At 69.4% G+C, this 24,199-nt stretch carries 25 protein-coding genes; 21 read left to right on the top strand and 4 right to left on the bottom strand.

Annotation, left to right across the window (positions count from 1 at the left end):
• Positions 1-2: 2 nt before the first annotated feature.
• Positions 3-842, bottom strand: coding sequence for a hypothetical protein (locus EPD65_RS07145; RefSeq protein WP_131582628.1), 840 nt, complete (start codon positions 840-842; stop codon positions 3-5).
• On the bottom strand, positions 842-1,435 hold the full coding sequence (locus EPD65_RS07140; protein ID WP_131582626.1) for a hypothetical protein: 594 nt from the start codon (positions 1,433-1,435) through the stop codon (positions 842-844). The genes EPD65_RS07145 and EPD65_RS07140 overlap by 1 nt, the downstream gene beginning before the upstream one ends.
• Positions 1,436-1,612: 177 nt before the next feature.
• Here EPD65_RS07140 and EPD65_RS07135 point away from each other — a divergent pair, with 177 nt between their 5' ends.
• The 3 genes from EPD65_RS07135 to EPD65_RS07125 are packed head-to-tail and all read left to right on the top strand — an operon-like array spanning position 1,613 to position 5,903.
• Positions 1,613-2,692, top strand: a complete 1,080-nt coding sequence (locus EPD65_RS07135) for a DUF2235 domain-containing protein (protein ID WP_207891447.1) — start codon at positions 1,613-1,615, stop codon at positions 2,690-2,692.
• A gap of 3 nt (positions 2,693-2,695) precedes the next feature.
• The gene (locus EPD65_RS07130; protein ID WP_131582622.1) at positions 2,696-4,600 is read left to right on the top strand and encodes a gluzincin family metallopeptidase; all 1,905 of its coding nucleotides are present in this window, start codon (positions 2,696-2,698) and stop codon (positions 4,598-4,600) included.
• The gene (locus EPD65_RS07125) at positions 4,587-5,903 is read left to right on the top strand and encodes an MBL fold metallo-hydrolase (RefSeq protein WP_131582620.1); all 1,317 of its coding nucleotides are present in this window, start codon (positions 4,587-4,589) and stop codon (positions 5,901-5,903) included. Before EPD65_RS07130 ends, EPD65_RS07125 begins: the two co-directional genes overlap by 14 nt.
• 33 nt (positions 5,904-5,936) lie before the next feature.
• Here the strand turns inward: EPD65_RS07125 and EPD65_RS07120 are convergent, their stop codons facing one another.
• Positions 5,937-6,665: a VIT1/CCC1 transporter family protein gene (locus EPD65_RS07120; RefSeq protein ID WP_131582618.1), complete on the bottom strand. Its 729-nt coding sequence runs from the start codon at positions 6,663-6,665 to the stop codon at positions 5,937-5,939.
• A 179-nt stretch (positions 6,666-6,844) separates the two neighbouring features.
• Between EPD65_RS07120 and EPD65_RS07115 the strand changes: the two genes are divergently transcribed.
• The 5 genes from EPD65_RS07115 to thrS all read left to right on the top strand — a co-directional run bounded on the left by EPD65_RS07115 (position 6,845) and on the right by thrS (position 12,500).
• A complete protein-coding gene (locus EPD65_RS07115) occupies positions 6,845-7,486 on the top strand; it encodes a hypothetical protein (RefSeq protein WP_131582616.1) in 642 nt (213 codons plus the stop codon).
• Positions 7,487-7,618: 132 nt separating this feature from the next.
• Positions 7,619-8,890: an HNH endonuclease signature motif containing protein gene (locus EPD65_RS07110; RefSeq protein WP_165872923.1), complete on the top strand. Its 1,272-nt coding sequence runs from the start codon at positions 7,619-7,621 to the stop codon at positions 8,888-8,890.
• A 107-nt stretch (positions 8,891-8,997) separates the two neighbouring features.
• Positions 8,998-9,555: a DUF6318 family protein gene (locus EPD65_RS07105; RefSeq protein ID WP_131582612.1), complete on the top strand. Its 558-nt coding sequence runs from the start codon at positions 8,998-9,000 to the stop codon at positions 9,553-9,555.
• 286 nt (positions 9,556-9,841) lie between these two features.
• Positions 9,842-10,408 (top strand): hypothetical protein, encoded by a 567-nt coding sequence (locus EPD65_RS07100; protein ID WP_131582610.1) that lies wholly within the window; start codon positions 9,842-9,844, stop codon positions 10,406-10,408.
• 100 nt (positions 10,409-10,508) lie between these two features.
• Complete coding sequence (gene thrS / locus EPD65_RS07095; RefSeq protein WP_131582608.1) at positions 10,509-12,500, top strand: threonine--tRNA ligase; 1,992 nt, start codon at positions 10,509-10,511, stop codon at positions 12,498-12,500.
• 60 nt (positions 12,501-12,560) lie between these two features.
• On the opposite strand, the gene EPD65_RS07090 is transcribed toward thrS, so the two are convergent.
• A complete protein-coding gene (locus EPD65_RS07090) occupies positions 12,561-13,640 on the bottom strand; it encodes a hypothetical protein (RefSeq protein ID WP_131582606.1) in 1,080 nt (359 codons plus the stop codon).
• A gap of 134 nt (positions 13,641-13,774) precedes the next feature.
• Here EPD65_RS07090 and EPD65_RS07085 point away from each other — a divergent pair, with 134 nt between their 5' ends.
• The 13 genes from EPD65_RS07085 to EPD65_RS07025 all read left to right on the top strand — a co-directional run.
• Positions 13,775-14,317, top strand: a complete 543-nt coding sequence (locus tag EPD65_RS07085; protein WP_131582604.1) for an HIT family protein — start codon at positions 13,775-13,777, stop codon at positions 14,315-14,317.
• Positions 14,318-14,431: 114 nt separating this feature from the next.
• A complete protein-coding gene (locus EPD65_RS07080) occupies positions 14,432-15,052 on the top strand; it encodes an antibiotic biosynthesis monooxygenase (RefSeq protein ID WP_131582602.1) in 621 nt (206 codons plus the stop codon).
• Positions 15,053-15,147: 95 nt separating this feature from the next.
• Positions 15,148-15,918 carry an inositol monophosphatase family protein gene (locus tag EPD65_RS07075; RefSeq protein ID WP_131582600.1) on the top strand — a complete coding sequence of 257 codons (771 nt, stop codon included), beginning with the start codon at positions 15,148-15,150 and terminating at the stop codon, positions 15,916-15,918.
• Between the two features lie 12 nt (positions 15,919-15,930).
• Positions 15,931-16,536 carry a phosphatidylinositol phosphate synthase gene (pgsA, locus tag EPD65_RS07070; protein WP_131582598.1) on the top strand — a complete coding sequence of 202 codons (606 nt, stop codon included), beginning with the start codon at positions 15,931-15,933 and terminating at the stop codon, positions 16,534-16,536.
• 63 nt (positions 16,537-16,599) lie between these two features.
• Positions 16,600-17,499: a pyridoxal 5'-phosphate synthase lyase subunit PdxS gene (gene pdxS, locus EPD65_RS07065; RefSeq protein WP_207891446.1), complete on the top strand. Its 900-nt coding sequence runs from the start codon at positions 16,600-16,602 to the stop codon at positions 17,497-17,499.
• Between the two features lie 25 nt (positions 17,500-17,524).
• Positions 17,525-18,076 (top strand): DUF6891 domain-containing protein, encoded by a 552-nt coding sequence (locus tag EPD65_RS07060; RefSeq protein ID WP_131582596.1) that lies wholly within the window; start codon positions 17,525-17,527, stop codon positions 18,074-18,076.
• 51 nt (positions 18,077-18,127) lie between these two features.
• Positions 18,128-19,021, top strand: coding sequence for an acyltransferase family protein (locus EPD65_RS07055; protein ID WP_131582594.1), 894 nt, complete (start codon positions 18,128-18,130; stop codon positions 19,019-19,021).
• Between the two features lie 63 nt (positions 19,022-19,084).
• Positions 19,085-20,083, top strand: coding sequence for an AurF N-oxygenase family protein (locus tag EPD65_RS07050; RefSeq protein ID WP_131582592.1), 999 nt, complete (start codon positions 19,085-19,087; stop codon positions 20,081-20,083).
• A 49-nt stretch (positions 20,084-20,132) separates the two neighbouring features.
• A complete protein-coding gene (locus EPD65_RS07045; RefSeq protein WP_131582590.1) occupies positions 20,133-21,602 on the top strand; it encodes an FAD-dependent oxidoreductase in 1,470 nt (489 codons plus the stop codon).
• A gap of 45 nt (positions 21,603-21,647) precedes the next feature.
• Positions 21,648-22,346 carry a TetR/AcrR family transcriptional regulator gene (locus EPD65_RS07040; RefSeq protein WP_207891445.1) on the top strand — a complete coding sequence of 233 codons (699 nt, stop codon included), beginning with the start codon at positions 21,648-21,650 and terminating at the stop codon, positions 22,344-22,346.
• A 9-nt stretch (positions 22,347-22,355) separates the two neighbouring features.
• Positions 22,356-22,970 carry a pyridoxal 5'-phosphate synthase glutaminase subunit PdxT gene (gene pdxT, locus EPD65_RS07035; protein WP_131582586.1) on the top strand — a complete coding sequence of 205 codons (615 nt, stop codon included), beginning with the start codon at positions 22,356-22,358 and terminating at the stop codon, positions 22,968-22,970.
• A gap of 36 nt (positions 22,971-23,006) precedes the next feature.
• A complete protein-coding gene (locus EPD65_RS07030; protein WP_131582584.1) occupies positions 23,007-23,777 on the top strand; it encodes a YebC/PmpR family DNA-binding transcriptional regulator in 771 nt (256 codons plus the stop codon).
• Between the two features lie 87 nt (positions 23,778-23,864).
• Positions 23,865-24,199: hypothetical protein (locus EPD65_RS07025; protein WP_131582582.1), on the top strand; the 335-nt coding region annotated here is incomplete at its 3' end.

Below are 24,199 nucleotides of genomic sequence, written 5' to 3'. Positions count from 1 at the left end.
GGTCAGACGATGTGGAAGGTCTCGGTGTGGGTGGTGCCGTTCTCGTCGGCGTGGGCGGTGGCCGCCACGTCGCGGATGACTCCGCCCCCGGCGCCGAGCAGCGGCTGCTCGACCTCGGCGTCGAAGCGGTAGCGGAGGAGCTGGACCCGGGTCTTCGCCGGGACGCCCGGGGTGGTGGCGGTCGCGCCGCTGCCCCAGGCCGTCGGGGTGAGCCGCATCGACGCGTTCGGTCGCGCGAGCTCGGTGGCCACCCGGCGTACGAGGGTGGGGAGGGCGGTCGCCTCGGCCGCGATGCTGAGCTCGCACACGCCCTGGTGGCGGCTGACGACGACGTCCCACTGGCCGATCCGGTACTCGACGTGCAGCGTGCCGGTCGTGCCCACCGCGGTCCCGAACCGGAGCACACCGGCGTCGACGTCCGGCCGGACCTGACGCCCCGTAGGCGTCGCGGCCGTCACCGCCCACGTCCCCGTCGCATCGCGTACGAGGAGGTCTCCGCCGGTGAAGGAGCCGGTGTCGGTGCCGTCCGCCCGCACCAGCGGTCCGTGCGGCAGCACCAGGGACCGCCGGTCTGCCGGGACCAGTTGCAGTGTCTCGCCGCCGTCGAGGTCCAGCGTCGGGTGGGCCAGGTCGACGTCGAGAGTGAGCTGCAGCGCCCCGGAGCGCGTGCCCCGCGGGCTCCGGCCGACGCCGGCCACTTGTTGTGTCACCTCGTCCAGTGCGACCGTCACCGAGGGAACCTCGGCCGCTGCGGTCGGCAGCAGGTCGTCGACACGCGTGCCTGCTCCCAGCCCGGTGCTGATCCGGGCCACCAGGGCATCGACGATCACGGCGAGGCTCATCAGATCCCCAGGGCTCCAGCGAGGGCGGTCAGACGGTCCGGCACGTCGCCGACGGCATCGCGGACCGCGTCCATGGCCGGACGGAGTGCTTCGGTCGGATCCGCCAGCGACGGCACGCCGCCGAGCAGCCCCGGCAGGTCCATGGCGTCCATGAGTGCACCCGCGAGGTCGGCCAGGTCGCCCAGCAGGTCGTCGGGGAGGGAGGGAAGCCCCGACGGCGGCGCAGGTGGCTCGACGTACTGCCGCAGCACCAGGCGGTAGTGGGTGTCGCCGCCGACCTCGCGGGTCTCGGTGAGGTCGAAGCCGACGATCACGACGTTCTCGAGCTCGCTGCTCTCGAGGATGTCGGCGACAAACGTCAGCGGGTCTCCGGCCTGGAAGGGCTCCTGGAGGGCGTCGAGCAGATCGGTGCGGGCCTGGTCGCCCGAGAGGCTGCCCGTGATGGCGACCGTCAGGCTCTCCTTGCCGAGGTCCTGGTGCAGGTCGCCGACCAGCCCGGGAACGCCGAGGCGGGCGAGGCGGCGGGCCTCGAGGAGCTCGACGCGCTCGACGCAGGGAAGTTCGTAGGACCCGAGCATCGGTCGGATGATCATGTGCGTCCCTCTCCCGTGAGGCCCACCCGCGCTCCGAAGGTAGGGGCATCGCGTCACCGGGTCGTCGCACCGGCGTCACGGGTCTGCGGCGCGGGCATCACGTGTGCGGGATCAGGCCCGGCGGGCCGTGACGCGTGCGTGACGCGACAGCGCGATAACGGGTCTGTGAGGAACCTGGTGATCTGCCTGGACGGCACCAGCAACGAACCCGAGCACGGCTCGACCAACGTCGCGCGGATCTACGCCGCCGCGGCCAAGAGCGACGACCAGCTGGCGTACTACGACCCCGGCGTCGGCACGATGGGCGCGCGCGGCGCAGTCACTGCGCTGGGCCGGGATGCCACGCGCGTGGCCGGCCTCGTCGTCGGCTTCGGGGTGAAGGAGAACGTCGAGGAGGCCTACACGTTCCTCATGCAGCACTACCAGCGGGACGACCGGATCTTCGTGTTCGGCTTCTCCCGCGGCGCCTACACGGCCCGCGCTCTCACCGGGATGCTGCGCACCGTCGGGTTGTTGCGCCCGGGTGCGGAGAACCTCGTGCCCTATGCGTTGAAGCTCTACGCGCAGAGCGGCACCGAGCACCCGTCACCGGCCGAGGAAAAGGCCTTCTGGAAGGTACGCAGCGACTTCACCGAGCGCTTCGGCAACCCGGAGTTCCCCAACCCGTTCGACCCCCATCGCGACCAGGTCCACTTCCTCGGCGTGTGGGACACCGTGAAGTCCGTCGGCTGGCTCAACGCGAAGGCGCGGTGGGAAGAGGCCAAGTGGCCCTTCACCCGGCGGATCACGAACGTCGGCACGGCGCGCCACGCGCTCGCCATCGACGAACGGCGTCGTCCGTTCACCGAGTACCGCTTCGACAAGGACGTCGTGGCAGAGCACCCCGACAGGTACGTCGAGATGTGGTTCGCCGGTGTGCACTCCGACGTCGGTGGGGTCTTCGGTGACGACCACCGCCTCTCCGACCTCGCCTTCGCGTGGATGGCCGACGAGGCGCGCGAGGCGGGGCTGGTCGTCGACGGGGCGGCGTACAAGCACGCGCTCGGGGTCCGTCCCGGCGAGGCGTTGCCCGACGACCTGCCGCTCGGTCGGATCCACCGCAACAGTGGCATCTGGGTGCTGGCCGGTGGGTGGCGGACCCGGCCGGTCCTGCCCGGCGACCACGTGCATCCCAGCGTGCAGGAGCGGATCGACCGCACCGCGGGTGACCGCAAGCCGTACCGGCCGGCGCTGCCCGGGCGCAGGACGCGGGGCTGACGGGTGCCCGCCGACGTGAAGCCCGATCCGCTGGCGGTCCCGTTGCCGGGGAGCCGCTGGCTGCGGACGTTCGCCTTCGACCCGATGTCGACGCGGCTGTCCGGACGCCACCTCCGCGTCGAGGTGCCGTTCGAGACGCTGGCGCCGGGCCCGATGGGGCGCAGTGTGCACGTGGTCGACTACGACGACGCACGCCGCACCTGGTACCAGCCGGTCGACCTCGACCTCGGCATCGTGCTGGCCCAGGACGGGCTGCGGCCGTCCGAGAACGACCCGCGCTCCCACCAGCAGATCGTGTACGCCGTGGCGATGAGCGTCATCGACCGGTTCGAGCGCTTCATGGGCCGGCGCTTCCGGTGGCGCCAGGAGCAGGTGCTGCGGCTGGTGCCGCACGCGTTCGAGGGACGCAACGCCTACTTCGATCCGCGCCGTCAGGCGGTGCTGTTCGGGTACTACACCGCGGAGCTCGACGACCCCGGTGCCAACCTGCCCGGCCAGGTGATCTTCACCTGCCTCTCGAACGACATCATCGCCCACGAGGTGACCCACGCGATCGTGCACCGGCTCCGTCGCCGCTACGCGGAGGCGACCAATCCGGATGTGTTCGCGCTCCACGAGGCACTCGCGGACCTGGTCGCCCTGTTCCACCACTTCAACTACCCCGAGGTGGTGCGCGAGGCGATCGCGAGTACGTCGGGCGACCTCCGCTCCGGTGGTGGCCTGCTCGACCTGGCGCGGGAGTTCGGCGAGTCGACGGGCCGGGGCGCGGCGCTGAGGTCGGCGCTGGCGCAGGAGCACGCGGGGGAGAAGCCGCGCCCGTTCGCCACGTTGACCGAACCGCACGAGCGCGGCGCGTCGTTCGTGGTGGCGGTCTTCCGGGCCTATCTCGACTCCTACCAGCACGCCATCGCCGACCTGTTGCGCATCGCGACCGGCGGCAGCGGGGTGCTCCCGCAAGGTGCGCTGCACCCGGACCTCGTCGACCGGGTGACGACCGAGGCCATCCACACGGCCGATCGCATGCTGCGCATGGTGGTGCGGGCCTTCGACTACCTCCCTGTGGTCGACCCGAGCTTCGGCGACCTCGTTCGCGGCATCGTGACGGCGGACCGTGACCTCTACCCGGACGATGCCGCGCACCTGCGCGGCCGGCTGGTGGAGTCCCTGCGCGTGTCCGGCACCTATCCGTCCGGCGTGGGATCACTGGCCGACGACGCGCTCACCTGGCCGGTTCCCGAGAAGGAGATCCGGCTGGGTGATGAAGCGTCGGACGTCGACGTCCGGGGGATCCTCGCCTCGGCGACCCAGGACCTCGACATCGGCGCTGATGCGGGCGACATGGGGTCGGCGTCGTTCGAGACGTGGCTCTCGCCGCAGCAGGCTCCGGGTGAGGTGTCGGCCCAGGGGGAGAAGCTCGGGCAGGCCATCTCGGAGTGGGCCAACCACCATGCGCTGGACCTCGGCCTGGACCCGGAGGCGATCACGACGCTCGCCGGCCTGCACGTGTCGTTCCGGATCGGCGAGGACCAGCAGCCCCGGCCGGAGATCGTGCTGCAGCTCGCCCAGCGGCGCGCCGACCTCGAGGACCAGTCGCTGGACCCGCAGAAGCGGCCGCGCATGCGGTCGGGCACCACGGTGATCCTCCGCGCCGACGGCGTGGTGTCGCGGATCATCGCCAAGCCGCTCCCGCTGCGTGATGACTCCTTGCTCAACGGGCTGCCGAAGCACTCCCCGGCGCGGCGCTTCGACGCCTGGGGGACGGAGCGCCTCGCAGCACTGCGGGCCTGGCAGTCGACGGTCGCCGACGCAGATCCGCTGACCGCGTGGACGGCCGAGCCGGCGCAGTGGCGGCTCAACTTCGCCTCGCTCCACGCCGAGCCTGCGGGGGTGCTCGATGTCGGCGCCTGAGCCGGACCGCGTGACGGTGCGGATGTACCACGTCGGCTTCGGCGACGCCTTCCTCGTGACCGTACGCCGCGGGGGTGGCACGTGGCGGCTCCTTGTTGACTGCGGCGTGCACCGCAGCGGCCAGGCACGTCCGATCGTCGACGTGGTCAACGCGATCATCGCGGACCTCGTGGCCGACGCCGGAGGTGGTCCGCCGCATCTCGATGCCGTGGTGGCGACGCACCATCACGCGGACCACATCTCGGGCTACGCCCGCCCGGAATGGGAGCAGGTCGAGGTCGACGAGGTCTGGCTGCCCTACGTCGAGGACGCCGAGGATGCCGACGCAACCATGCTGCGTACGGCCCAGGCGTCGGCAGCCAAGGAGCTGGTCCGCCTGGTTGAGTCGCGTACGTCGGTGCTCGCCGCCGACGGCGCCGAACCGTCGGCCAAGCTGATGCTGGCGCACGACTTCGCCATCAACGCTCTGACGAACGACGACGCGCTCGACCGGCTGCTGGGCCGCAACGGCCGCGGCTTCGCGGGCGACACGGTCGTCCGTTTCTTCCCGAAGCACGATGCCGCCGACAACACGCTGACCCCGTTGCCCGGCGTGACGGTGACGATCCTCGGTCCGTCGCGCGACCCCGACGAGCTGCGCCGGATGGACCCTCCGACGAGCGCCGGCTGGCAGCGACTCGCCCTGTCAGCGGATACCGCCATGTCACCTGCGATCGGGGACCTCTTCGGGCTTGCGTACGCCGTGAAGGACCACGACGTGCCCGAGGCGCTGCGCACGGCGCGGGACTCGCTCGAGCTGGCCGAGGTCACCAACGACGCGGGCCTCCTCGGGGCCGCAGCGCTGCTCGACCGGGTCGTCAACAACACCAGTCTCTTCTTCCTGCTGGATGTCGCCGGCACCCGACTGCTCTTCCCGGGCGATGCGCAGCAGGGCGCGTGGGAGCACGTCCTGAACGATCCGGCGAAGCGGCTGCTCGTCCGCGACTGCGTCTTCTACAAGATCGGCCACCACGGCTCCGGCAACGCGACGCCGCGCGACTTCGTGGAGGCCGCGTGGGCGGACGGCGGTCACGCGATGTTGCCGTGGGGTCTCGTGAAGGCCTGGGAGGACACGATCCCGCAGGAGAACCTGATGGCGGCGCTCACTGCGCACCACCACACGATCATCCGGAACGACGAGCAGGAGCCCGAGCCCGGCGTGGTGTCGTATCAGGGCGACATGTGGAGCGAGTGGACGATGGTGCTGCCGCCGGCCGGCGAGGTCGACGTTCCCCGTCCGCGTCAGGTCACGGTCGACCGGTGAGGGCGGCTGATCTGTCTGGTCGGAGGTGGTGCGCTAGATGCCGCTCGCGCCCACGGCGCGGCCGACGGCGTACGTGATGGCCATCGCGATCAGGCCGCCGACGAGGACGCGTGACATCGCGCGGCGCCGCCCGGCATCGCCGAGGTGCGCCGAGACGTAGCCAGTGACGACCAGGCCGATGGCAACCGCACCCACGATCCAGAGCAACCGGTGCCAGGCGATGAGGGAGGCGAGGATCGGGACGAGGGCACCGAGGCTGAACGAGATCGCCGACGAGATCGCGGCGTGCCACGGGTTGGTCAGGTCCTCCTGGTCGATGCCCAGCTCCAGCGCCAGGTGCGCACGCAACGGGTCTGCCTCGGTCAGCTCGTGGGCGACCTTCCTCGAGGTCTCGGGGGAGAGGCCGCGCTGCTCGAGCAGTCCGATCAGCTCGAGGAACTCCTCCTCGGGCTCGTGCTTGAGCTCGTGCTTCTCCTTGGCGATCAGCGCCAGCTCGGTGTCCCGCTGGGTGCTGACGGAGACGTACTCGCCCAGGGCCATCGAGACCGCACCGGCGGCCAGACCTGCGATGCCCGCGGTGAGGATCGCCGTCGGCTCCGGCGTGGCGGCGGCGACGCCGATGACGAGGCCTGCCGTCGAGACCAGGCCGTCGTTCGCGCCGAGCACGCCGGCCCGCAGCCAGTTCAGGCGGCTCGCCGTCGAGTCGTGATGCGGCTCGTCGGGGTGAGCCAGAGGCGGTTGCGGGGTGGTGTCGTTCGCCATGGCGGCGACGCTAGCAGCGGCGAGCGTCGCCGGTGGGTCGGCCGCGTGACCAGCTAGTGGGTCGGCACCTGGTCGGCGGATGCGTCGCGGGCGCTGCACTTTTGGCAAAAGTCCAGCGCATGCCCAGCGCACCGAGCAGGATGGCACTGCACGGGATGACATTCGGGAGATTCTTGGGAGTGCAGATGTACGGAAAAATGCTGGTCGCCGGTCTGGTCGGAGCAGCGGTGATGGTGCCGTCGGCGGCGTCCGCGACATTCCTGCCGGGAACGGAGCCCCCGGTCGAGTACGACTGCTCGGCCACGTCCGCTCATGCCGGTGTCAGCGGCCGTTGCGAGCAGCAGCTGACGAAGTCGGTCGCCTCGCACACCGACGTCATCGGCGCGGCCGTTGTCACGACGAAGGGCGCATCGTTCGCCTTCAGCGGTGACGGCGCCTCGACCGCGACCTCGTCCGCTTCCGTCGCCTCCAGCGTGGTCAACGTGAACCTCGGTCTGCTCCGGGTGCGGGCGGTGGGTGCCCGGTCGACCGTCCACAGCGTGTGTGGCGACCCGAGCAACTACGGCAACGATCTCTTCACGGGCAGCGTCCACGTGGACCGCCTGGTCATCAACGGGCACGTCTACACGGACCTCTCGTCCGGCACGTTCACGACGCCGTACGGCAAGGTCACCGTCGGCGCGACCTGGCGCAACTACTTCGACAGCTCCTTCGACGCGGACGAGGGCCTGACGAAGGTCGCCGTGCTGGTGACCTCGGGTCACACGTCGGTTCGCATCGCGGCGTCCGACGTGACGGTGTGGAGCTTCCCCTGCCGGTGACGTGGCGCCTGCGCCTGCCGTGAACGGGCTGTGCCAACCCGGTTTCTGTCCACAGGAAAAGTGGCCCTGACCTGCGGAAACGTGTGGACCAACGGTTGACATCGAACATGCGTTCGATAAATAATGCTGCGTATGGACTACTTCTCGGGGTCCGGGCATGAGCCGCTGTTGGTGGCGGCGGCGCATGCGCTGGATGAGCAGCTCAAGGCGGTGGCGGGCAGTGACCCGACGTTCTTGAGCGTGCTTGAGAAAGAGGATCTGCTGCTGACGTTGTCGTCGGTGCGGGCGAAGGTCGAGGGCCTGCTGGTCGACGCCCTGTCGGTGGCTGGTGATGTCGCCGACGAGCACGGTTCCCGGTCGGCGGGTGCCTGGCTGGCGGCTGTGCTGCACGACGACGGCGCGGTCACGGGTCGGATGCAGCGCCTGGCGGGCGATGTCTGCCGGCACCCGGAGCTGCGGACGGCTTTGCGATCGGGACGGATGTCGGTGCGGCACGCCGAGGTGATCGTGCGAGCAGTCGATGCGTTCGGGCCCGACGTGCCGTCGGCGGTGCGCGACGAAGCGGTGGGTCACCTGATCGAGCGCGCGGGGGAGTTCGCTCCGGCGGAGCTGCGGCGGCTCGGTGACGGGATCCTGGCGGTGATCGACCCCGCGTCCTACGACGACGCCGAGCGGGCGAAGCTCGAGGCTGAGCTGGCCCGGGCGCGTGCCGCGACGCGGCTGACGCTGCGTTCGGCGGGTGACGGTGTGACCAGGGTCAGCGGCGTGCTGCCGGATTCCGTGGCTGCGCGGCTGCGGATCTACCTGGAGTCGTTCTCATCTCCGCGGCACGACGCCGCGACAGGCGCTGGTGAGGCTCCGTCGCGGTACCTGGACCCGGTCACCGGCCGTCGTCTGACGCACGAGCGCGTGCTGGGTGAGGCGTTCGCGGCGATGCTGGAGTGCATGGACGTCGATCGGCTGCCGATCCATGGTGGTGACGCGACGCAGGTGGTCGTGACGATCGACTGGAAGGACCTCCTCGCGGGCACTGGTGTCGCGATGGCGGGCGATGAGGCGATCCCGGTGGGGGAGGTCCGCCGGCTGGCGTGTCAGGCGGGCGTCCTGCCGGCAGTGCTGGGTGGGCGTTCGGAGGTGCTGGATCTGGGGCGCTCGCGGCGGTTGTTCAGCAAGGCGCAGCGACGGGCGATGGGGCTGCGGCAGCACACCTGTGCCTTTAACGGATGTGACGTCCCCGGCCGGTGGTGCGAGGCGCACCATCTGGACCCCTGGTCCGCTGGCGGGAAGACGGATCTGGCGCGTGGTGTGCTGATCTGTCCGCGTCATCATCACGTGGTCCATGACGAGCGGTATGTGGTCACGCGTCTGCCCGGCGGCGCGATGACGGCGGTGCTGCGGCGCTGAGCCGCACTGTGGAGGAGCACTTCCCGGGTTGGGGTGGGTCGGCTTACGGTGCTGGGGCGTGCCCTGGTCCTGGGGTGTGCGCTCTCGGGATCAAGGGACGGCCCTTCATGGCTCTTCATCGACTGACCGCTGCCGCTGCGGCTGGTGTGCTCGTGCTCGGACTCGCCGGTTGTGGTGGTGACCCGCAGCCGTCGGCCTCCTCGGCTGCGCCGAAGCCGACGCCCTCGGTATCCGCGACGGGTCCGGTCGCGCCGGTGTTGCCTGACCTGGCCAAGCGCGATGACGCAATTGGTGCGAAGGCCTTTGTGAAGTACTGGTTCGACGCGGTCACCTACGCGATGCACACGGGCGACACGGAACCGTTCATGGCTGTGTCGGCGAAGGAGTGCAAGACGTGCTCAAACCTTGTTCGGGAGGTCAGGGCGATTTATGACGAAGGTCGCTTGAGCGGCGGCGGATGGACGGTCGAGGCAGTCGAGGCAGATCCGAAGTCGAATGCACCGCTGTATCGGTTTGCGGTGCGAGTGCGGCAGGCGCCTCAGTCGATCAGGCATCAGTCTGGGCGTGTCACCGACCGACAAGGGAAGCAGTCCTTCTTGTTCTACGCGGGCACCCGCTGGTCCAACGGATTCGAGTTCCTCGGGCTGGATCGAATCGATGAGTAGAGAGTTGTCGCTCGGGGCGCGACATGGCGCATGGGGACTTGCGGTTGCGGCGCCCGTGTCCCTGGTTCTTGTCCCGGCTGGCGCGGCTTCAGCCCACCACACGACCGACGTGTCTGTGGGGCATGGAGACTTCGTCGGTTCGGCGGAGGATTACGCGGGCGGAACTATTGCGAAGCCATCGCGAGGAGGCGAGGACGCATCGATTTCGCAGGATCACACACTGCCTATGTGCGGGGCGCCGGCGCTCGACGTTGACTGTCGGCCGGTGACCTCATGTGCTCCGTTCGTGGACTCACCCACTGGGTACATCCTCCAGACGGTGTTCGCGTTCGGCGGGGGCGCCACCGACTTCTCTTACGGCGGCCCCTGCACACCGTCGACGCCTGCCGCACAGCCCAGCCTCCCGTCGCTCGTGCTCCGCGCGTTCCAGCGGGTGCCGCTTCCGGTGTCGGAGCTCAGCATCCAGCCGCCGAAGGGCAAGACCCTCGTCGGGTTGGAGACGATCTTCTCCACGAAGGCTGCGCCGTTCACGAAGACCCTGACGCTGCTCAATCGCCAGGTGCAGCTGAGGATCCGGCCGGCCAGCTTCGTCTGGCATCACGGTGACGGCACGACACAGCCGACCGATTGGGCGGGCAAGGCCTGGGACCACGACGATCCCGATATCGACGGCTACATCACGCACGTCTTCGAGCACGCGGGCACGGTGCGGCCCAGCGTGGAGGTCACGTGGGAGGCCGACTATCGCTTGGGCACCGGAGCGTGGCAGCCGGTCAACGGCACCGTCACGCGCCAGGGCCCGAGCACCGATCTGAGGATCGTCGAGGGTCAGCCTGTCCTCAACGGCTACTGAAAAACCCATCCGATACGCGTTCGAGCCGAGCAGGCAGCCTCGCTAGGATCTCGCCACGAGGCGGGGCCGTAGCCCGCCCGCAACCTGAGGGAGCTCAACCGTGTCCGAGATCAAGGTCAGCATCGTCACCGCAGACGGCACGGAGGAGCGCACCGTCGCCGCCGGCACGAAGGCGTGGGAGCTCTTCACCGAGCAGCCCGACGTCATCGCTGCCCGCGTCGGTGGTCTCGACGGCGCCCTCAAGGACCTGAGCTACGAGCTCGTCGACGGCGACACCGTGCAGGGTGTCGAGATGGCCTCCAAGGATGGCCGCGACATCCTGCGCCACTCCTGCGCCCACGTCCTGGCGCAGGCCGTGCAGGAGATCTTCCCGGACGCGAAGCTCGGTATCGGCCCGCCGATCGAGAACGGCTTCTACTACGACTTCGACGTCGAGATCCCGTTCACCCCGGCCGACCTCGACAAGATCGAGAGCCGGATGAAGAAGATCATCAAGGAGAACCAGAAGTTCTCCCGTCGCGTCACCAACGACGCCGACGCGCTCGTCGAGCTGGCCGACGAGCCGTACAAGATCGAGCTGATCGGCCTCAAGGGCAACAGCGCCGAGGCCGCCGAGGGCGCGAGCGCCGAGGTCGGTGCCGGCGAGCTCACCATCTACGACAACCTCAACCGCAACGGCGAGACGGTCTGGAAGGACCTCTGCCGTGGTCCGCACCTCCCGACCACGAAGCGCATCCCGGCGTTCAAGCTGATGCGGTCGGCGGCGGCGTACTGGCGCGGCAACGAGAAGAACAAGCAGCTGCAGCGCGTCTACGGCACCGCCTGGGAGTCGAAGGAGGCGCTCGACGACTACCTGCACCTCCTCGAGGAGGCCGAGCGCCGCGACCACCGCAAGCTCGGCAAGGAGCTCGACCTCTTCTCGTTCCCGGACGAGATCGGCTCCGGCCTGCCCGTCTTCCACCCCAAGGGTGGCGTCATCAAGCGGGTCATGGAGGACTACGTCCGCCAGCGGCACATCGAGGAGGGCTTCTCCTACGTCGGCACCCCGCACATCACCAAGGACGGCCTCTTCCACACCAGTGGTCACCTGCCGTACTACGCGGACACGATGTTCCCGCCGATGGAGTTCGAGGGTCAGAACTACCAGCTGAAGGCGATGAACTGCCCGATGCACAACCTGATCTACAGCTCTCGCGGTCGTTCCTACCGCGAGCTGCCGCTGCGCCTCTTCGAGTTCGGTCACGTCTACCGCTACGAGAAGTCCGGCGTCATCCACGGCCTGACCCGTGTCCGTGGCTTCGCCCAGGACGACTCGCACAGCTACTGCACCAAGGAGCAGGCGCCGGCCGAGGTGAAGCACCTGCTCAACTTCATGCTCACGGTGCTCCGCGACTTCGGCCTGCAGGACTTCTACCTCGAGCTCTCGACCCGCGACGACTCCAAGAAGGACAAGTTCGTGGGCTCGGACGAGGACTGGGCCGTCGCCACGCAGGTGCTCGCCGACGTCTGTGCCGAGACCGGCCTCGAGCTCGTGCCCGACCCGGGAGGCGCTGCGTTCTACGGCCCCAAGGTCTCCGTCCAGGCGAAGGACGCGATCGGCCGTACGTGGCAGATGGGCACCGTCCAGTACGACTTCAACCAGCCCAAGGGCTTCGGTCTGGAGTACGTCGGCCCCGACGGCACCAAGCACCAGCCGGTGATGATCCACTCGGCCAAGTTCGGCTCGATCGAGCGCTTCTTCGGCGTGCTGCTGGAGCACTACGCCGGCGCGATGCCGCCGTGGCTCGCCCCGGTCCAGGTCACCGCGATCCCGATCGCTGAGCGCCACGTCGACTACCTGTACGACGTCGCGAAGCGCATGAACGCGCAGGGTCTCCGCGTCGAGGTCGACGAGTCCGACGACCGCATGCAGAAGAAGATCCGCAACGCGCAGCTGCAGAAGGTGCCGTTCATGATGATCGCGGGCGACGACGACGTCGAGAAGGGCGCGGTCTCGTTCCGTTACCGCGACGGGCGCCAGGACAACGGCGTGCCGATCGAGGAAGCGATCGCGCGCGTCCAGGCCGCGGTCGCCTCCCGCGAGCAGGTCTGACCCACGCACGACACGAACGCCCCGCCGGCCGGTCCGGCGGGGCGTTCCTGCGTGATGCGCTCAGGCGTTGCAGGGACTTCCGTTGGGATAGACCACGTCCGACTTCGCCAACGAGGCCCAGTACGGCGACTTGGGATTTCGGCGCTCGATGTAGACGGCGTACTGCACCGCGGCCACCTTGGGTTGGGGTGCGCCGTTCATCCAGGGGCCGGACGCGGTGTCGCGCAGGATCTGCGTGTAGTTGAGCGCGATCAGCCACTCGCCGAGGACATAGGTCTTCGGCTCGTGGATCGGGCCGAGGTCCAGCACGACGGCCGGCACGCCGGGGACACCGCTCGCCTGGCGGATGACCAGGCGATCGATGCCGGAGGCCAGATCCAGCGTGGGCTCGCCGCCCAGGCTGGCGCAGGTCGCGGCCGCTTCCGTGTGCATGCCCCACGCCTCGATGCTGAGCGGCCCCACGCTCCAGGTTGCGCGGGTGACATCGCCGCTGGTCCGGCCGAGGTCGCCCACGGCCGGTGCGGTCCGATAGGGGTCCACGATGTTGGTGGACGTGTGGTGCGAGACCCCCGTCAGCGTGCCCGACCCGTCGGGGAGGGTGACCGACCCCCAGCTCTTCTCTTCGTTCGGACAGAAACCGGTCGGGGTGCCGGTGTAGTCGGTCGGTGCGACGAGGTCCACGTCCCAGCCGGAGGAGCAGAACAGCTCGCCGTCGCGGGTCGTGTCGGTCACCGGGGTGAAGGCCCAGCCCGACGAGACTCCGGCTGGGGCCGCGATCACCTGGGAGATGTAGGTGGCTGCGACGTCCCGGTCGTCACCGACGATCGCGAAGGTTGCGACCGCTCCCACCTCGCCGGCGCTGATGGTGACGGTCCGGGTCTGGTCCCAGCTCGAAGGCCAGTAGGTGCCTGTGTAGCGGGTGAATCCGACCGTCAGCGTCATGTCCGTGGCGGCTGGTTCCGACAGCTGGAGGGTCACCGGAGCCGGGATGGTCTCTCCCCACGCGGGCTCGACGAGGCTGCTGCCCGTGAGGTCCACGTTCATGGATCCGGCGGCTGCGGCCGGGAACGGAGCAAGCGCAGCCGCGGCCATGGCGAGTGCGACGGCGCCCCGGCGTACGACGGAGGGCAAGGTGGTCATGGGCGCACTCCTGGTCAGTCACCTACCCGAGAGTGCCCGAGCGGCGGGCTGAGCGACGTTATACGCCACTGCCAGCGCGAAATACAGGGCGCCCTGCAACCATCCCGCCCGTCACTGGCTGGAAGGATGACGCCATGCAGACTGAGGAGCAGGCGATCCGTCAGGACGGCGTCGGGGAGCCCGACGGGCTCGAGCGACTGTGGACCCCGCACCGGATGGCGTACATCAAGGGCGAGTCGAAGCCCGACGACGAGAGCGTCGCGCAGTGCCCGTTCTGCCGTATCCCGACGCTGGAGGACGGCCCGGGCCTGGTCATTCACCGTGGCACCACCGCGTACGTCGTGCTCAACCTCTACCCGTACTCGCCGGGCCACCTGATGGTCGTGCCGTACCGCCACATCGCCGACTACACCGAGACGTCGGCGGAGGAGGCGGTCGAGATCGCGGACCTGACCAAGCGCGCGATGGAGGTCATCCGCTCGGTCTCGGGCGCGCACGGCTTCAACATCGGCATGAACCAGGGCTCCATCGCCGGGGCCGGCATTGCTGCGCACCTGCACCAGCACGTGGTCCCGCGCTGGTCGGGCGATGCGAACTTCATGCCGATCATCGGACGCACGAAGGTGCTGCCGCAGGTCATGGGCGACACGCGACAGCTCCTCGCCGACGCCTGGTGACGCGAGCTCGGTGACTGGTACCCCAGAAGGGGTTGCGTTACCCGCCAGTCGGGCGGACGGTGGAGGGGAGCGGCGGCGCCGCCGGGGCGCCGTCCCCGTCCGAGGGAGACCGACGTGTTTGCACGCTCCACCACGATCCACGGGAAGCCGGAGAACGTCGACCGGCTGATCGACTTCGTCCGCGACACGGTCATGCCGTCGCTCACGGAGGCAGAAGGATGTCTCGGCATCTCGCTCATGGTCGACCGCGTACAGGGTCACTGCATCGGCACCAGCTCGTGGATCGACGAGGAGTCGCTCCAGTCGAGCTTCGAGAGCTTCAGCTCACTGCGAGACGAGGCGGCCCGCGTGCTCGGCGGCTTCGCCGGCGTCGAGGAGTGGGAGATCGCGGCGATGCACCGCGAGCACTTCACCCACACCGGTGCGTGCGCCCGTTCCGTCTGGCTGCGCACCGACCACACCGAGCTGGACCGGGGGATCGGCATCTACCGCGATGTCCTGCTGCCGATGCTGGAGGAGCTCCCGGGCTTCTGCAGTGCGAGCCTGCTCGTCGACCGCGAAATGCGGCGTGCCTGCGCGACGACCGCGTTCACGAGCCGCGAGGCGATGGAAGCGAGCCGGGAGGACAGCTGGGCCATCCGCGAGCGCGGCGTACGTGAGGCAGGGGTCGACGTGGTCGACGTCGCCGAGTTCGACCTCGCGATCGCCCACCTGCGGGTGCCCGAGCTGACCTGAGAGACGAGGACGGGAAGGGTGCGCGGCACTCCTGTTCGCCGCATCGCCGCGCACCCGACTCCGACCGGCAACCTCCCGGCGGTAGCGTGCGCGGCATGGACGACCTCCGTGCCGACCTGCAGTTCGCCGCCACCCTGGTCCGCGAGGCCGGCCACCTCGCGGCGACGATGCGCGCCGACGGACTGGCCGCCGACCACAAGACGTCGCTGTCGGACATCGTGACCGCAGCGGACCACGCCGCCGAGGCGCACGTCGTCGCGCGGCTGCGAGCGTTCCGACCCGACGACTCGATCGTCGGTGAGGAGGGCGCAGCGCACGACGGCAGCTCGGGTCGCACCTGGGTGATCGACCCGGTCGACGGCACGTGGAACTTCTTCCACGGCCTCGACTGGTGGTGCTCCGCGATCGCGCTGACCACCGACGAGGACGTGCTCCTTGGCGCGATCCACCACCCCGCCACCGACACGACGTACGCCGGCGGGCCCGGGTTGCCCGCGACCGCCAACGGGCAGCCCATCACCGTGCCGGACGACCGCCCGCTGGCCGCCGTCTGCGCGGCGACGTACCTGCACCCCGACCGGTACGCCTCGCCGGCCGGGGCCGCCTGGCTCCGCGTAGCCGCGCGGCCTGCCACGCTGCGGATGCTCGGCTCGGGCAGCATGGACGCTGTGGCCATCGCGACGGGCACGCTCGGTGTCAGTTTCCAGCACGACGTACCGCTGTGGGACCGGCTGCCCGGCGAGGCGATCGTTCGTTCCCTCGGCGGTGCACGGTGCGGCGTCGAGGCCGGGGGAGTCACCTGGAACGTCGTCGGTCTCCCGACCGCCACGGACGACGTTGTGACGGCGCTGCGCGACGAGCGATAGCCTGCGGCCACCATGCTCGAACGCTTCCGCGGTTTCTGGACCGCCCTTCTCGCCCCGATCGCCAAGCTGTTCCTCCGTCTCGGCATCAGCCCGGACGCGGTCACGCTGGTCGGCACCATCGGCGTCTGCGCCGGTGCCCTCGTCTTCTTCCCGCAGGGGATGCTGCTGACCGGTGTCCTCGTGATCACCGCGTTCGTCTTCAGCGACCTCATCGACGGGCACATGGCACGCCTGGCGGACCGCTCGACGCCGTTCGGCGCGTTCCTGGACTCCACGCTCGACCGCGTCGGTGACGGCGCGATCTTCGCGGGCCTGGCGCTCTACTTCGCCGGGCCGGGGGACTCCCAGCTCTACCTGGTGCTCTCGCTGATCTGCCTCGTCATGGGCAACGTGACGTCGTACGCGCGTTCGCGCGCCGAGACCCTCGGCTACCAGGCCAAGGTCGGCATCGCCGAGCGCGCCGACCGGCTGGTCATCTGCCTCGTCGCCACGGGCGTCGGTGCGCTGGTCGGTCTCCCCGTCCTGATGTACGCCGCCCTGTGGTTCCTCGCCGCCGCCAGCACCATCACGGTCGGCCAGCGGATCTGGGTGGTCCGCAAGCAGGCCCTCGCCGCCTGAGCCGTCAACCCCCGGCGGTAGGCTGGGGTGTTCCCCGCATCGATTCTCGAAGGATCCCCAGCAGTGACTGAGCAGCAGACCCCGGCCACCGGCACCTCCCACGTCAAGCGCGGCATGGCCGAGATGCTGAAGGGCGGCGTCATCATGGATGTCGTCAATGCCGAGCAGGCGAAGATCGCCGAGGACGCCGGTGCCGTCGCGGTGATGGCGCTGGAGCGTGTTCCGGCCGACATCCGCGCCCAGGGCGGCGTCTCGCGTGCCTCGGACCCGGACATGATCGACGGCATCATCGAGGCCGTCTCGATCCCGGTGATGGCCAAGGCCCGCATCGGTCACTTCGTCGAGGCGCAGATCCTGCAGTCGCTCGGTGTGGACTACATCGACGAGTCCGAGGTGCTGACGCCGGTGGACTATGCCAACCACATCGACAAGTGGGCCTTCACGGTTCCCTTCGTCTGTGGTGCGACGAACCTGGGTGAGGCGCTGCGTCGCATCACCGAGGGCGCGGCGATGATCCGTTCGAAGGGCGAGGCTGGCACGGGCGATGCGTCCAACGCGGTGACGCACATGCGCACGCTGCGTTCGCAGATCCGTCGCCTGACGACGCTGGATGCTGATGAGCTGTATGTCGCGGCGAAGGAGCTGCAGGCGCCGTACGCGCTGGTCAAGGAGATCGCCGAGACCGGCAAGCTCCCTGTCGTGCTGTTCACCGCCGGTGGCATCGCGACCCCGGCCGATGCCGCGATGATGATGCAGCTCGGTGCCGAGGGCGTCTTCGTCGGCTCGGGCATCTTCAAGTCCGGCAACCCGGCGCAGCGTGCCGAGGCGATCGTGAAGGCGACGACGTTCTTCGACGACCCGGACGTGCTGGCGAAGGTGTCGCGTGGTCTGGGTGAGGCGATGGTCGGTATCAACGTCGACGAGATCCCGCAGCCGCACCGCCTCGCCGAGCGCGGCTGGTGATTTCGCCTCGGGCGATCCACACCGCATGAGCACCAACACCGAACGCGCGGAGCGGGAGCTCCGCGCGTTCGCGCGTCTCCAGGTCCGGGCGGGCCTGCTCAACGACGACCAGCAGCTCGCCGAGGTCACCGAGGCGATCCAGGCGGAGCTGGGCGGCGCCGACGCCGGCATCCTGGGGCGCGCCTGGCTGGCTGCCGCCCGCAGGGAGCTGCTTGAGGAGCAGGCCGGCTGGCCTGCCACGACGGACGTCGACCGTCTCCGGGTGGCGTTCGTCGAGTGCCAGCAGCACGGCGTCAAGGTCCTCGCCGGCGTCGAGGACCACTGGGCCGCGCGGCGCGCGCTCGAGGAGAACGCCGGCCAGCTCCACGGCGTGATCTGGTTCGTCCCGATGGACGTCTGGCACGCCGTCGACACCCCCATGCTCGAGATCAATCTCTGGCACGCGGACGGTGCCAACGCGGCTGACGGCGACCCGCTCGCAACCTCCGTCCTGGCCTGCCTCGAGCGCCACGGGCTCCGGGCCCGGTTCGACGAGGGACGTATCGAGGTCGCAGCTCTCTGGCAGCGCCGCATCTGAGTTCATCGCACGGTCACTGACGGGACATCGTGCCCGTGTTCGGTGGCTCCCATGGCTCGGGCACGGATGGACTGGATGGACACGCTGCGTGGAGGTGCCGTCGTCGCCGTCGTCGTTCTCCACGCGCAGCTCACGACAACCCTGGTGACCGGTGCCGCGCTGGCGCCGCTCGTGTGGGTCAACGACCAACTGGAGCAGGTCCGGATGCCGCTCCTGATGCTGCTGAGCGGCGTCCTCTTGTCGCGCTCCCTGGCCAAGGGGCTCGGCCGGCACCTGTCCGGCAAGGTCCGCGCGATCCTCTGGCCGTACGCCGTCTGGATGACGATCGACCTGACCCATGTGTTGCTGGACGCCGCCGCGGCGGGACGTCCGGTGCCCTGGCACCTGGTCGGTCAGGCGTTCCACGATCCGCAGGGCTATCTCTGGTTCCTCGCGTGGCTCTTCGCCTTCCACCTGATGGCAGGCGCGATCCCGGCGCCGGCGCGCACGATCGCCATGCCAGCCGGCTTCGTCGTGGCGCACGTCGTCAGCGGTCTCGGACCGGATGCCGAGCGCTTCGTCTGGCTCTTCCCGTACTTCCTGCTCGGAGACGTGCTGGCCAGGACGCTGCCGGGTCGGGTCCCGGCCGTCGTGGCGCGGGCCGCGGACCGTGTGCAGGTGCCCGCCCTGGCAGCGATCGGGCGGAGCTCACTCGTCTACTACGTGTGCCACATGCCCGTGCTCGTGTACGCCGTCCCGTTGCTCTGGTCGGGCCTGGAGATCCGGATGCCATGGCTGGTGTGGCTGCTCGCCGGCGGGCTGGCCATGGCCGTCGGGCGCGGGCTCTCGAGCGTGCAACACCGTCCACGATGGCGCCTGCTGTTTGGCTGGCCGCGTCGCGATGTGACGCAACCCACGGTCGGAAACACCCCCTTTCCTGTTTTGCGCGACGTCGTGTCGCATTAACGTGGTTGTCATGAACACGGTGTCTCACTAACTGGTGAGCGCGGTCACACGACGAGGTGAAGCATGACGACTGACGTGACGTACGAACAGCACCTGGCGACGCTGTCGCAGGGTTCGGTGGATCTGCACTTCGACCCGTTCGTCGACATCGACTGGGACTCCTACGACGTCGCACCGGACAACGACCAGTGGATCCTGCCGCCGGAGCACGAGATGGGTGCGCACCCGTGGTACCAGGCGCTCCCCGCGGACCGTCAGCGCCAGATCGGCCGTGCCTACATGGCGCAGGTCGCCAAGGTCGGCCTCGAGTTCGAGAACCTGCTGATCCGTGGCCTCATGCAGTACGTCTACGACCTGCCCAACGGCTCGCCGGAGTTCCGCTACGTCACCCACGAGGCGACCGAGGAGACGCACCACACGCAGATGTTCCAGGAGTTCGTGAACCGCTGCGAGTACGACGCCCCCGGCATGCAGCAGTGGACCAAGACGTTCGTCATGCAGAACCTGATCCCGTCGTTCGCGCGGATCTTCCCCGAGTTCTTCTTCATCCTCGTGCTCGGCGGCGAGGAGCCGATCGACCACATGCAGAAGGTCTACCTCCGTGCCGGCGAGGGCAAGATCCACCCGCTGATGCGCCGGATCATGCAGATCCACGTCGCCGAAGAGGCGCGCCACATCTCCTTCGCCCACGCGAAGCTGACCGAGGACGCGCCCGGCATGGGCCGCATCCGCCGTGGCCTGCTCTCGGCGCTGACGCCGCTGGCGTTCCGGATCATGGCCGACATGATCCTGATCCCGCCGGGTCGCATGTGCAAGGAGCTGGAGATCCCGCGCGAGGTCATCAAGGACATCTACTGGGGCAGCCCGGAGCGGCAGACCGTCCTGAGCGAGATCTTCGGAGACGTGCGCATGCTCACCGCGAAGGTCGGCCTGGCCAACAACCGCGTGGCCCGCCACCTGTGGAAGCGCCTCAACATCGACGGTGCGCCCTCGCGCTTCCGCGGCGAGATCCACGACCGCACGATCCACGCGCCCGACGCCGCGGACACGCACGCGGCCTGACGGCCCGCCGCCGGTCGCCACCCGATCCCGCTTCCCCAGACAGGTCGTCATGCCCCACGTCGTCACCCAGTCGTGCTGCGCCGACGCCTCGTGCGTCGTCGCCTGCCCGGTCAACGCCATCCACCCCGGCCCGCTCGATGACACCTTCGCGCTCGCCGAACAGGTCTACATCGACCCGAAGACGTGCGTGGACTGCGGTGCGTGCGTCACGGCCTGCCCCGTGGGTGCGATCAAGGCGCACACCCGCCTGGAGCCCGCGGAGCTGCCGTTCGTCGACATCAACGCGGACTTCTTCGCCGAGGTCGACCGCACCGGTCGTCCGGTCCTCGCGCCGCTGCGCCGTCGTGAGAAGCCGGCCGCGGACAGCCTGCGCGTCGCTGTCGTGGGTGCCGGTCCTGCAGGTCTGTACGTCGCCGACGAGCTGCTCCACTTCCCGGGTGTCACGGTGACCGTGCTGGACCGCCTGGACGTCCCACACGGCCTGGCCCGCTTCGGCGTCGCGCCCGACCACGGTCACACGCGCAAGATCCGCAGCCTCTTCGAGACGATCGAGAAGCAGCCCGGCTTCACCTACGAGCTCGGCGTCGAGGTCGGCAAGGACGTCACCCACGAGCAGCTCCGCGCGGCGTACGACGCGGTGATCTACACGGTCGGTGCCTCGGCGGACCGGTCGATGGGCATCCCGGGCGAGGAGCTCGCGGGCAGCGTCTCCGCGACCTCGATCGTCGGTTGGTACAACGGGCACCCCGACCACGTCGGTGCGGCTCCCGACCTGACGGGCGAGCGTGTTGTCGTGGTGGGCAACGGCAACGTCGCCCTGGACGTCGCCCGCATCCTGACCGCGGACCCGTCCTCGCTCGAGGGGACCGAGATCGCTCCGGCCGCGCTGGAGGCACTGCGTGGCAGCAGCGTGCGCGAGGTTGTGGTGCTGGGGCGCCGCGGCCCGGCCGAGGCAGCGTTCACGATGCCCGAGCTCGTCGGTCTCGCGGGGCTGGCGGATGTCGACGTGCTGGTGCACGGCGGCGACGCCGTCTTCGCTGGTCTGCCGTCGAGCCCGAAGGTCGACCTGCTGCGCGAGATCGCGGCACGCCCGGCCAGCACGGGGGAGCGTCGGCGCATCGTGCTGCGGTTCTTCACGGCTCCCGTGGCTGTCGTCGGCGCTACCCATGCAACCGGCCTCGAGGTGGCGCGCACCGAACTGGTCGCCGGCCCTGACGGCGTACTCCGTGCGGAGCTGAGCGAGGACCACGAGGTCATCGAGGCGTCGATGGTGCTGCGCAGCGTGGGCTACCGCGGCCGTCCCGTGCCGGGGCTGCCCTTCGACGAGAAGTCGGGCACGGTGCCCAACGAGCAGGGCCGCGTCGAGCCCGGTGTCTACGTCGCCGGCTGGATCAAGCGTGGTCCGACCGGGTTCCTCGGGACGAACAAGACTTGCGCCGAGCAGACCGTTGACAGCCTGCTCGCCGACGTTGCCAGCGCACGAATCGCCCACGGATCTGACAAGATGGCGGCCCGATAGCAACTTCTGGGCCGAAAGTGGGTCATGGGGACCGACGAACAGCAGGTGGACGGGCGCAGTGTGCGCTGGGAAGCGCACAAGCGTGAGCGTCGCGCTGCCATCATCCGGGCAGCCATCGAGGCCACCGAGGAGCATCCGCCCGGCACGGACATCCATGTCCAGCTGATCGCGAAGAAGGCCGGCATCGGGCGCCCCGTCGTCTACCGGCACTTCGTCGACCGCGACGACCTCGACCGGGCGGTGCAGCGCCGCGCGCTGGACATGCTCACCGAGCAGATCATCGGTGCCGTCGCCGCGGGCGGCGGCCTGCGCGACGTCATCGAGCGCGCCGTCCTCCAGTACGTGCAGTGGGCGCACGACCACCGCGCCCTGCACCGTTTCGCCATGCGCGAGCTTCCGGGCAAGATCGACAACCCGGTGCGCAACGTCATCCGCGGCATCTCGGAGCAGTTCAAGCCGCTGCTGCTCGAGGGCGCCACCGTGCTCGGCATCGAGCTCGACGAGGACGACGCAGCGACGGTCGACCTGGTCGCGTTCGGTGTCGTCTCGCAGATCGTCTCTGCGGTCCGTCTGTGGCTGGCACGCGGCGAGGACCGCAAGCCCGGTCCGGAGGCGCTGGCGTACCGGCTGTCCCAGATCATCTGGTACCAGCTCGACGGCATGGCGAGCACCCGCGGCGCCCGGCTCGACCCGAACCTGCCCGTCGCGGACCTCACGACGCTGCTCGCCGCCACGCAAAACTAGAATCGTCCGGTGAGCACCGCCAGCACCCTGACCATCGGAGTCCTCGCCCTGCAGGGCGACGTCCGTGAGCACCGCGCCATGCTCGAGCAGTGTGGCGTCCGCACCATCGGCGTACGCCGTCCCGCCGAGCTCGCCCAGGTCGATGGCCTGGTGATTCCCGGCGGCGAGTCGACGACGATCGGCAAGCTGGCCGGCATCTTCGAGCTCCTCGAGCCGATCCGGGCTGCACTGCGCGCGGGTCTCCCGGCGTACGGGACCTGTGCGGGCATGATCATGCTCGCCGACGGGATCGAGGGCGGCACCGCGGGCCAGGAAACCTTCGGTGGCATCGACATGGTCGTACGCCGCAACGGCTTCGGGCGGCAGGTCGACTCCTTCGAGGCGACCGTCGAGTTCGCGCCTACGTGGGCCGACCACTTCGACTACCCGGCGACGTTCATCCGCGCGCCGTACGTCGAGAAGGTCGGCGGGGCAGCCGAAGTGGCCGCCACGGTCAGCGGTCCGGGTGGGGATAGGATCGTCGCGGTCCGACAGGGGCGCCTGCTCGCCACGTCGTTCCACCCGGAGATCACCGGTGACACCCGGATCCACGAGCTCTTCGTCGAGCTCGTGCGGCACGCCTGATCCCACCTGCACGAGCACGACGACGGAAGAGAGCGCATGTCCGGCCACTCCAAGTGGGCAACCACGAAGCACCAGAAGGCTGCGAAGGACCAGAAGCGCGCGAAGGCATTCGCGAAGCTGATCAAGGTCATCGAGATCGCTGCCAAGGCCGGCGGCGCCGACACGTCCGGCAACCCGGCCCTCTTCGACGCCATCCAGAAGGCGAAGAAGCAGTCGGTCCCCAACGACAACATCGACCGCGCGGTCAAGCGTGGCGCCGGCCTCGACGGTGGCGGCGTCTCCTACGACGAGATCATGTACGAGGTCTACGGCCCGTCCGGCGTGGCGCTGCTGGTCGAGTGCCTGACCGACAACAAGAACCGTGCCGCGATGGAGGTCCGCACCGCGGTGACCCGCAACGGCGGCACCATGGCCGACCCGGGCTCCGTCTCGCGCCTCTTCGGTCGCAAGGGCATCGTCGTCGTCGCCAAGTCGCAGGACGGCAAGGAGGTCGACGAGGACACCGTGCTGGAGGCGACCCTCGACGCCGGTGCCGAGGAGGTCAACGACCTCGGCGAGGCCTGGCAGGTCCAGTCCGAGGCCACCGACCTGGTCGCGGTCCGCACCGCCGTTCAGGAGGCTGGGCTCGACTACGACTCCGCCGAGACCGAGTTCGTCGCGTCGATGGACATCCCGGTCCCGTCCGCCGAGGTCGCCCTCAAGGTCATGAAGCTCGTCGACGTCCTCGATGACCTCGACGACGTCCAGAACGTCTTCTCGAACGCCGACATCTCCGACGAGATCCTCGCGGAGCTCGACGAGGACTGATCGCACCACGTCGAAACCCGGGTTTTGGTCCGCCGAAACCCGGGTTTTTGCATGTTGAGTCCCGGGTTTCGCCGCGAGACTGACTCCATGACCGAGATCGAGTCGTATCTGGAGTCGTTGGCACCCGAGGACGCGGAGGTGATCCGCAGCTACTACGCCCGCGCGCTGGAGCTCGCGCCTGCGGCGACGTCCGGGAGCAAGTACTCGATGGCCTGCCTGACGTACCGCGGGCGTGGACTGATCGCGATCATCCGCACGGAGGCGGGCTTCTCGATGTTTCCCTTCGGCTCCGAGCCGGTCGCTCTCGCCCGCCCGCTGCTCGAGGGGTTGCCGACGACGCGCGGTGGTGTCCAGTTCACGGCCGAGCGGCCAGTGCCGGACGCGGCGTTCGGGCTGATGGTGGAGTGGTCGCGCGACCACAT

Source organism: Nocardioides jejuensis (assembly GCF_004337475.1).
GTDB classification, from domain to species: Bacteria; Actinomycetota; Actinomycetes; order Propionibacteriales; family Nocardioidaceae; genus Nocardioides; species Nocardioides jejuensis.
Note: the sequence above shows the minus strand (reverse complement) of the source record. Positions and strands in the feature narration are given on the sequence as shown.

What these genes read in the sequence shown, in the direction of transcription:
- EPD65_RS07145 (WP_131582628.1), bottom strand. Translation starts at nt 842, where the DNA reads ATGAGCCTCGCCGTGATCGTCGATGCCCTGGTGGCCCGGATCAGCACC.
- EPD65_RS07140 (WP_131582626.1), bottom strand. Translation starts at nt 1,435, where the DNA reads ATGATCATCCGACCGATGCTCGGGTCCTACGAACTTCCCTGCGTCGAG.
- EPD65_RS07125 (WP_131582620.1), top strand. Translation starts at nt 4,587, where the DNA reads ATGTCGGCGCCTGAGCCGGACCGCGTGACGGTGCGGATGTACCACGTC.
- EPD65_RS07120 (WP_131582618.1), bottom strand. Translation starts at nt 6,665, where the DNA reads ATGGCGAACGACACCACCCCGCAACCGCCTCTGGCTCACCCCGACGAG.
- EPD65_RS07110 (WP_165872923.1), top strand. Translation starts at nt 7,619, where the DNA reads ATGGACTACTTCTCGGGGTCCGGGCATGAGCCGCTGTTGGTGGCGGCG.
- EPD65_RS07105 (WP_131582612.1), top strand. Translation starts at nt 8,998, where the DNA reads ATGGCTCTTCATCGACTGACCGCTGCCGCTGCGGCTGGTGTGCTCGTG.
- EPD65_RS07090 (WP_131582606.1), bottom strand. Translation starts at nt 13,640, where the DNA reads ATGACCACCTTGCCCTCCGTCGTACGCCGGGGCGCCGTCGCACTCGCC.
- EPD65_RS07085 (WP_131582604.1), top strand. Translation starts at nt 13,775, where the DNA reads ATGCAGACTGAGGAGCAGGCGATCCGTCAGGACGGCGTCGGGGAGCCC.
- EPD65_RS07075 (WP_131582600.1), top strand. Translation starts at nt 15,148, where the DNA reads ATGGACGACCTCCGTGCCGACCTGCAGTTCGCCGCCACCCTGGTCCGC.
- pgsA (WP_131582598.1), top strand. Translation starts at nt 15,931, where the DNA reads ATGCTCGAACGCTTCCGCGGTTTCTGGACCGCCCTTCTCGCCCCGATC.
- EPD65_RS07060 (WP_131582596.1), top strand. Translation starts at nt 17,525, where the DNA reads ATGAGCACCAACACCGAACGCGCGGAGCGGGAGCTCCGCGCGTTCGCG.
- EPD65_RS07055 (WP_131582594.1), top strand. Translation starts at nt 18,128, where the DNA reads ATGGCTCGGGCACGGATGGACTGGATGGACACGCTGCGTGGAGGTGCC.
- EPD65_RS07050 (WP_131582592.1), top strand. Translation starts at nt 19,085, where the DNA reads ATGACGACTGACGTGACGTACGAACAGCACCTGGCGACGCTGTCGCAG.
- EPD65_RS07045 (WP_131582590.1), top strand. Translation starts at nt 20,133, where the DNA reads ATGCCCCACGTCGTCACCCAGTCGTGCTGCGCCGACGCCTCGTGCGTC.
- EPD65_RS07030 (WP_131582584.1), top strand. Translation starts at nt 23,007, where the DNA reads ATGTCCGGCCACTCCAAGTGGGCAACCACGAAGCACCAGAAGGCTGCG.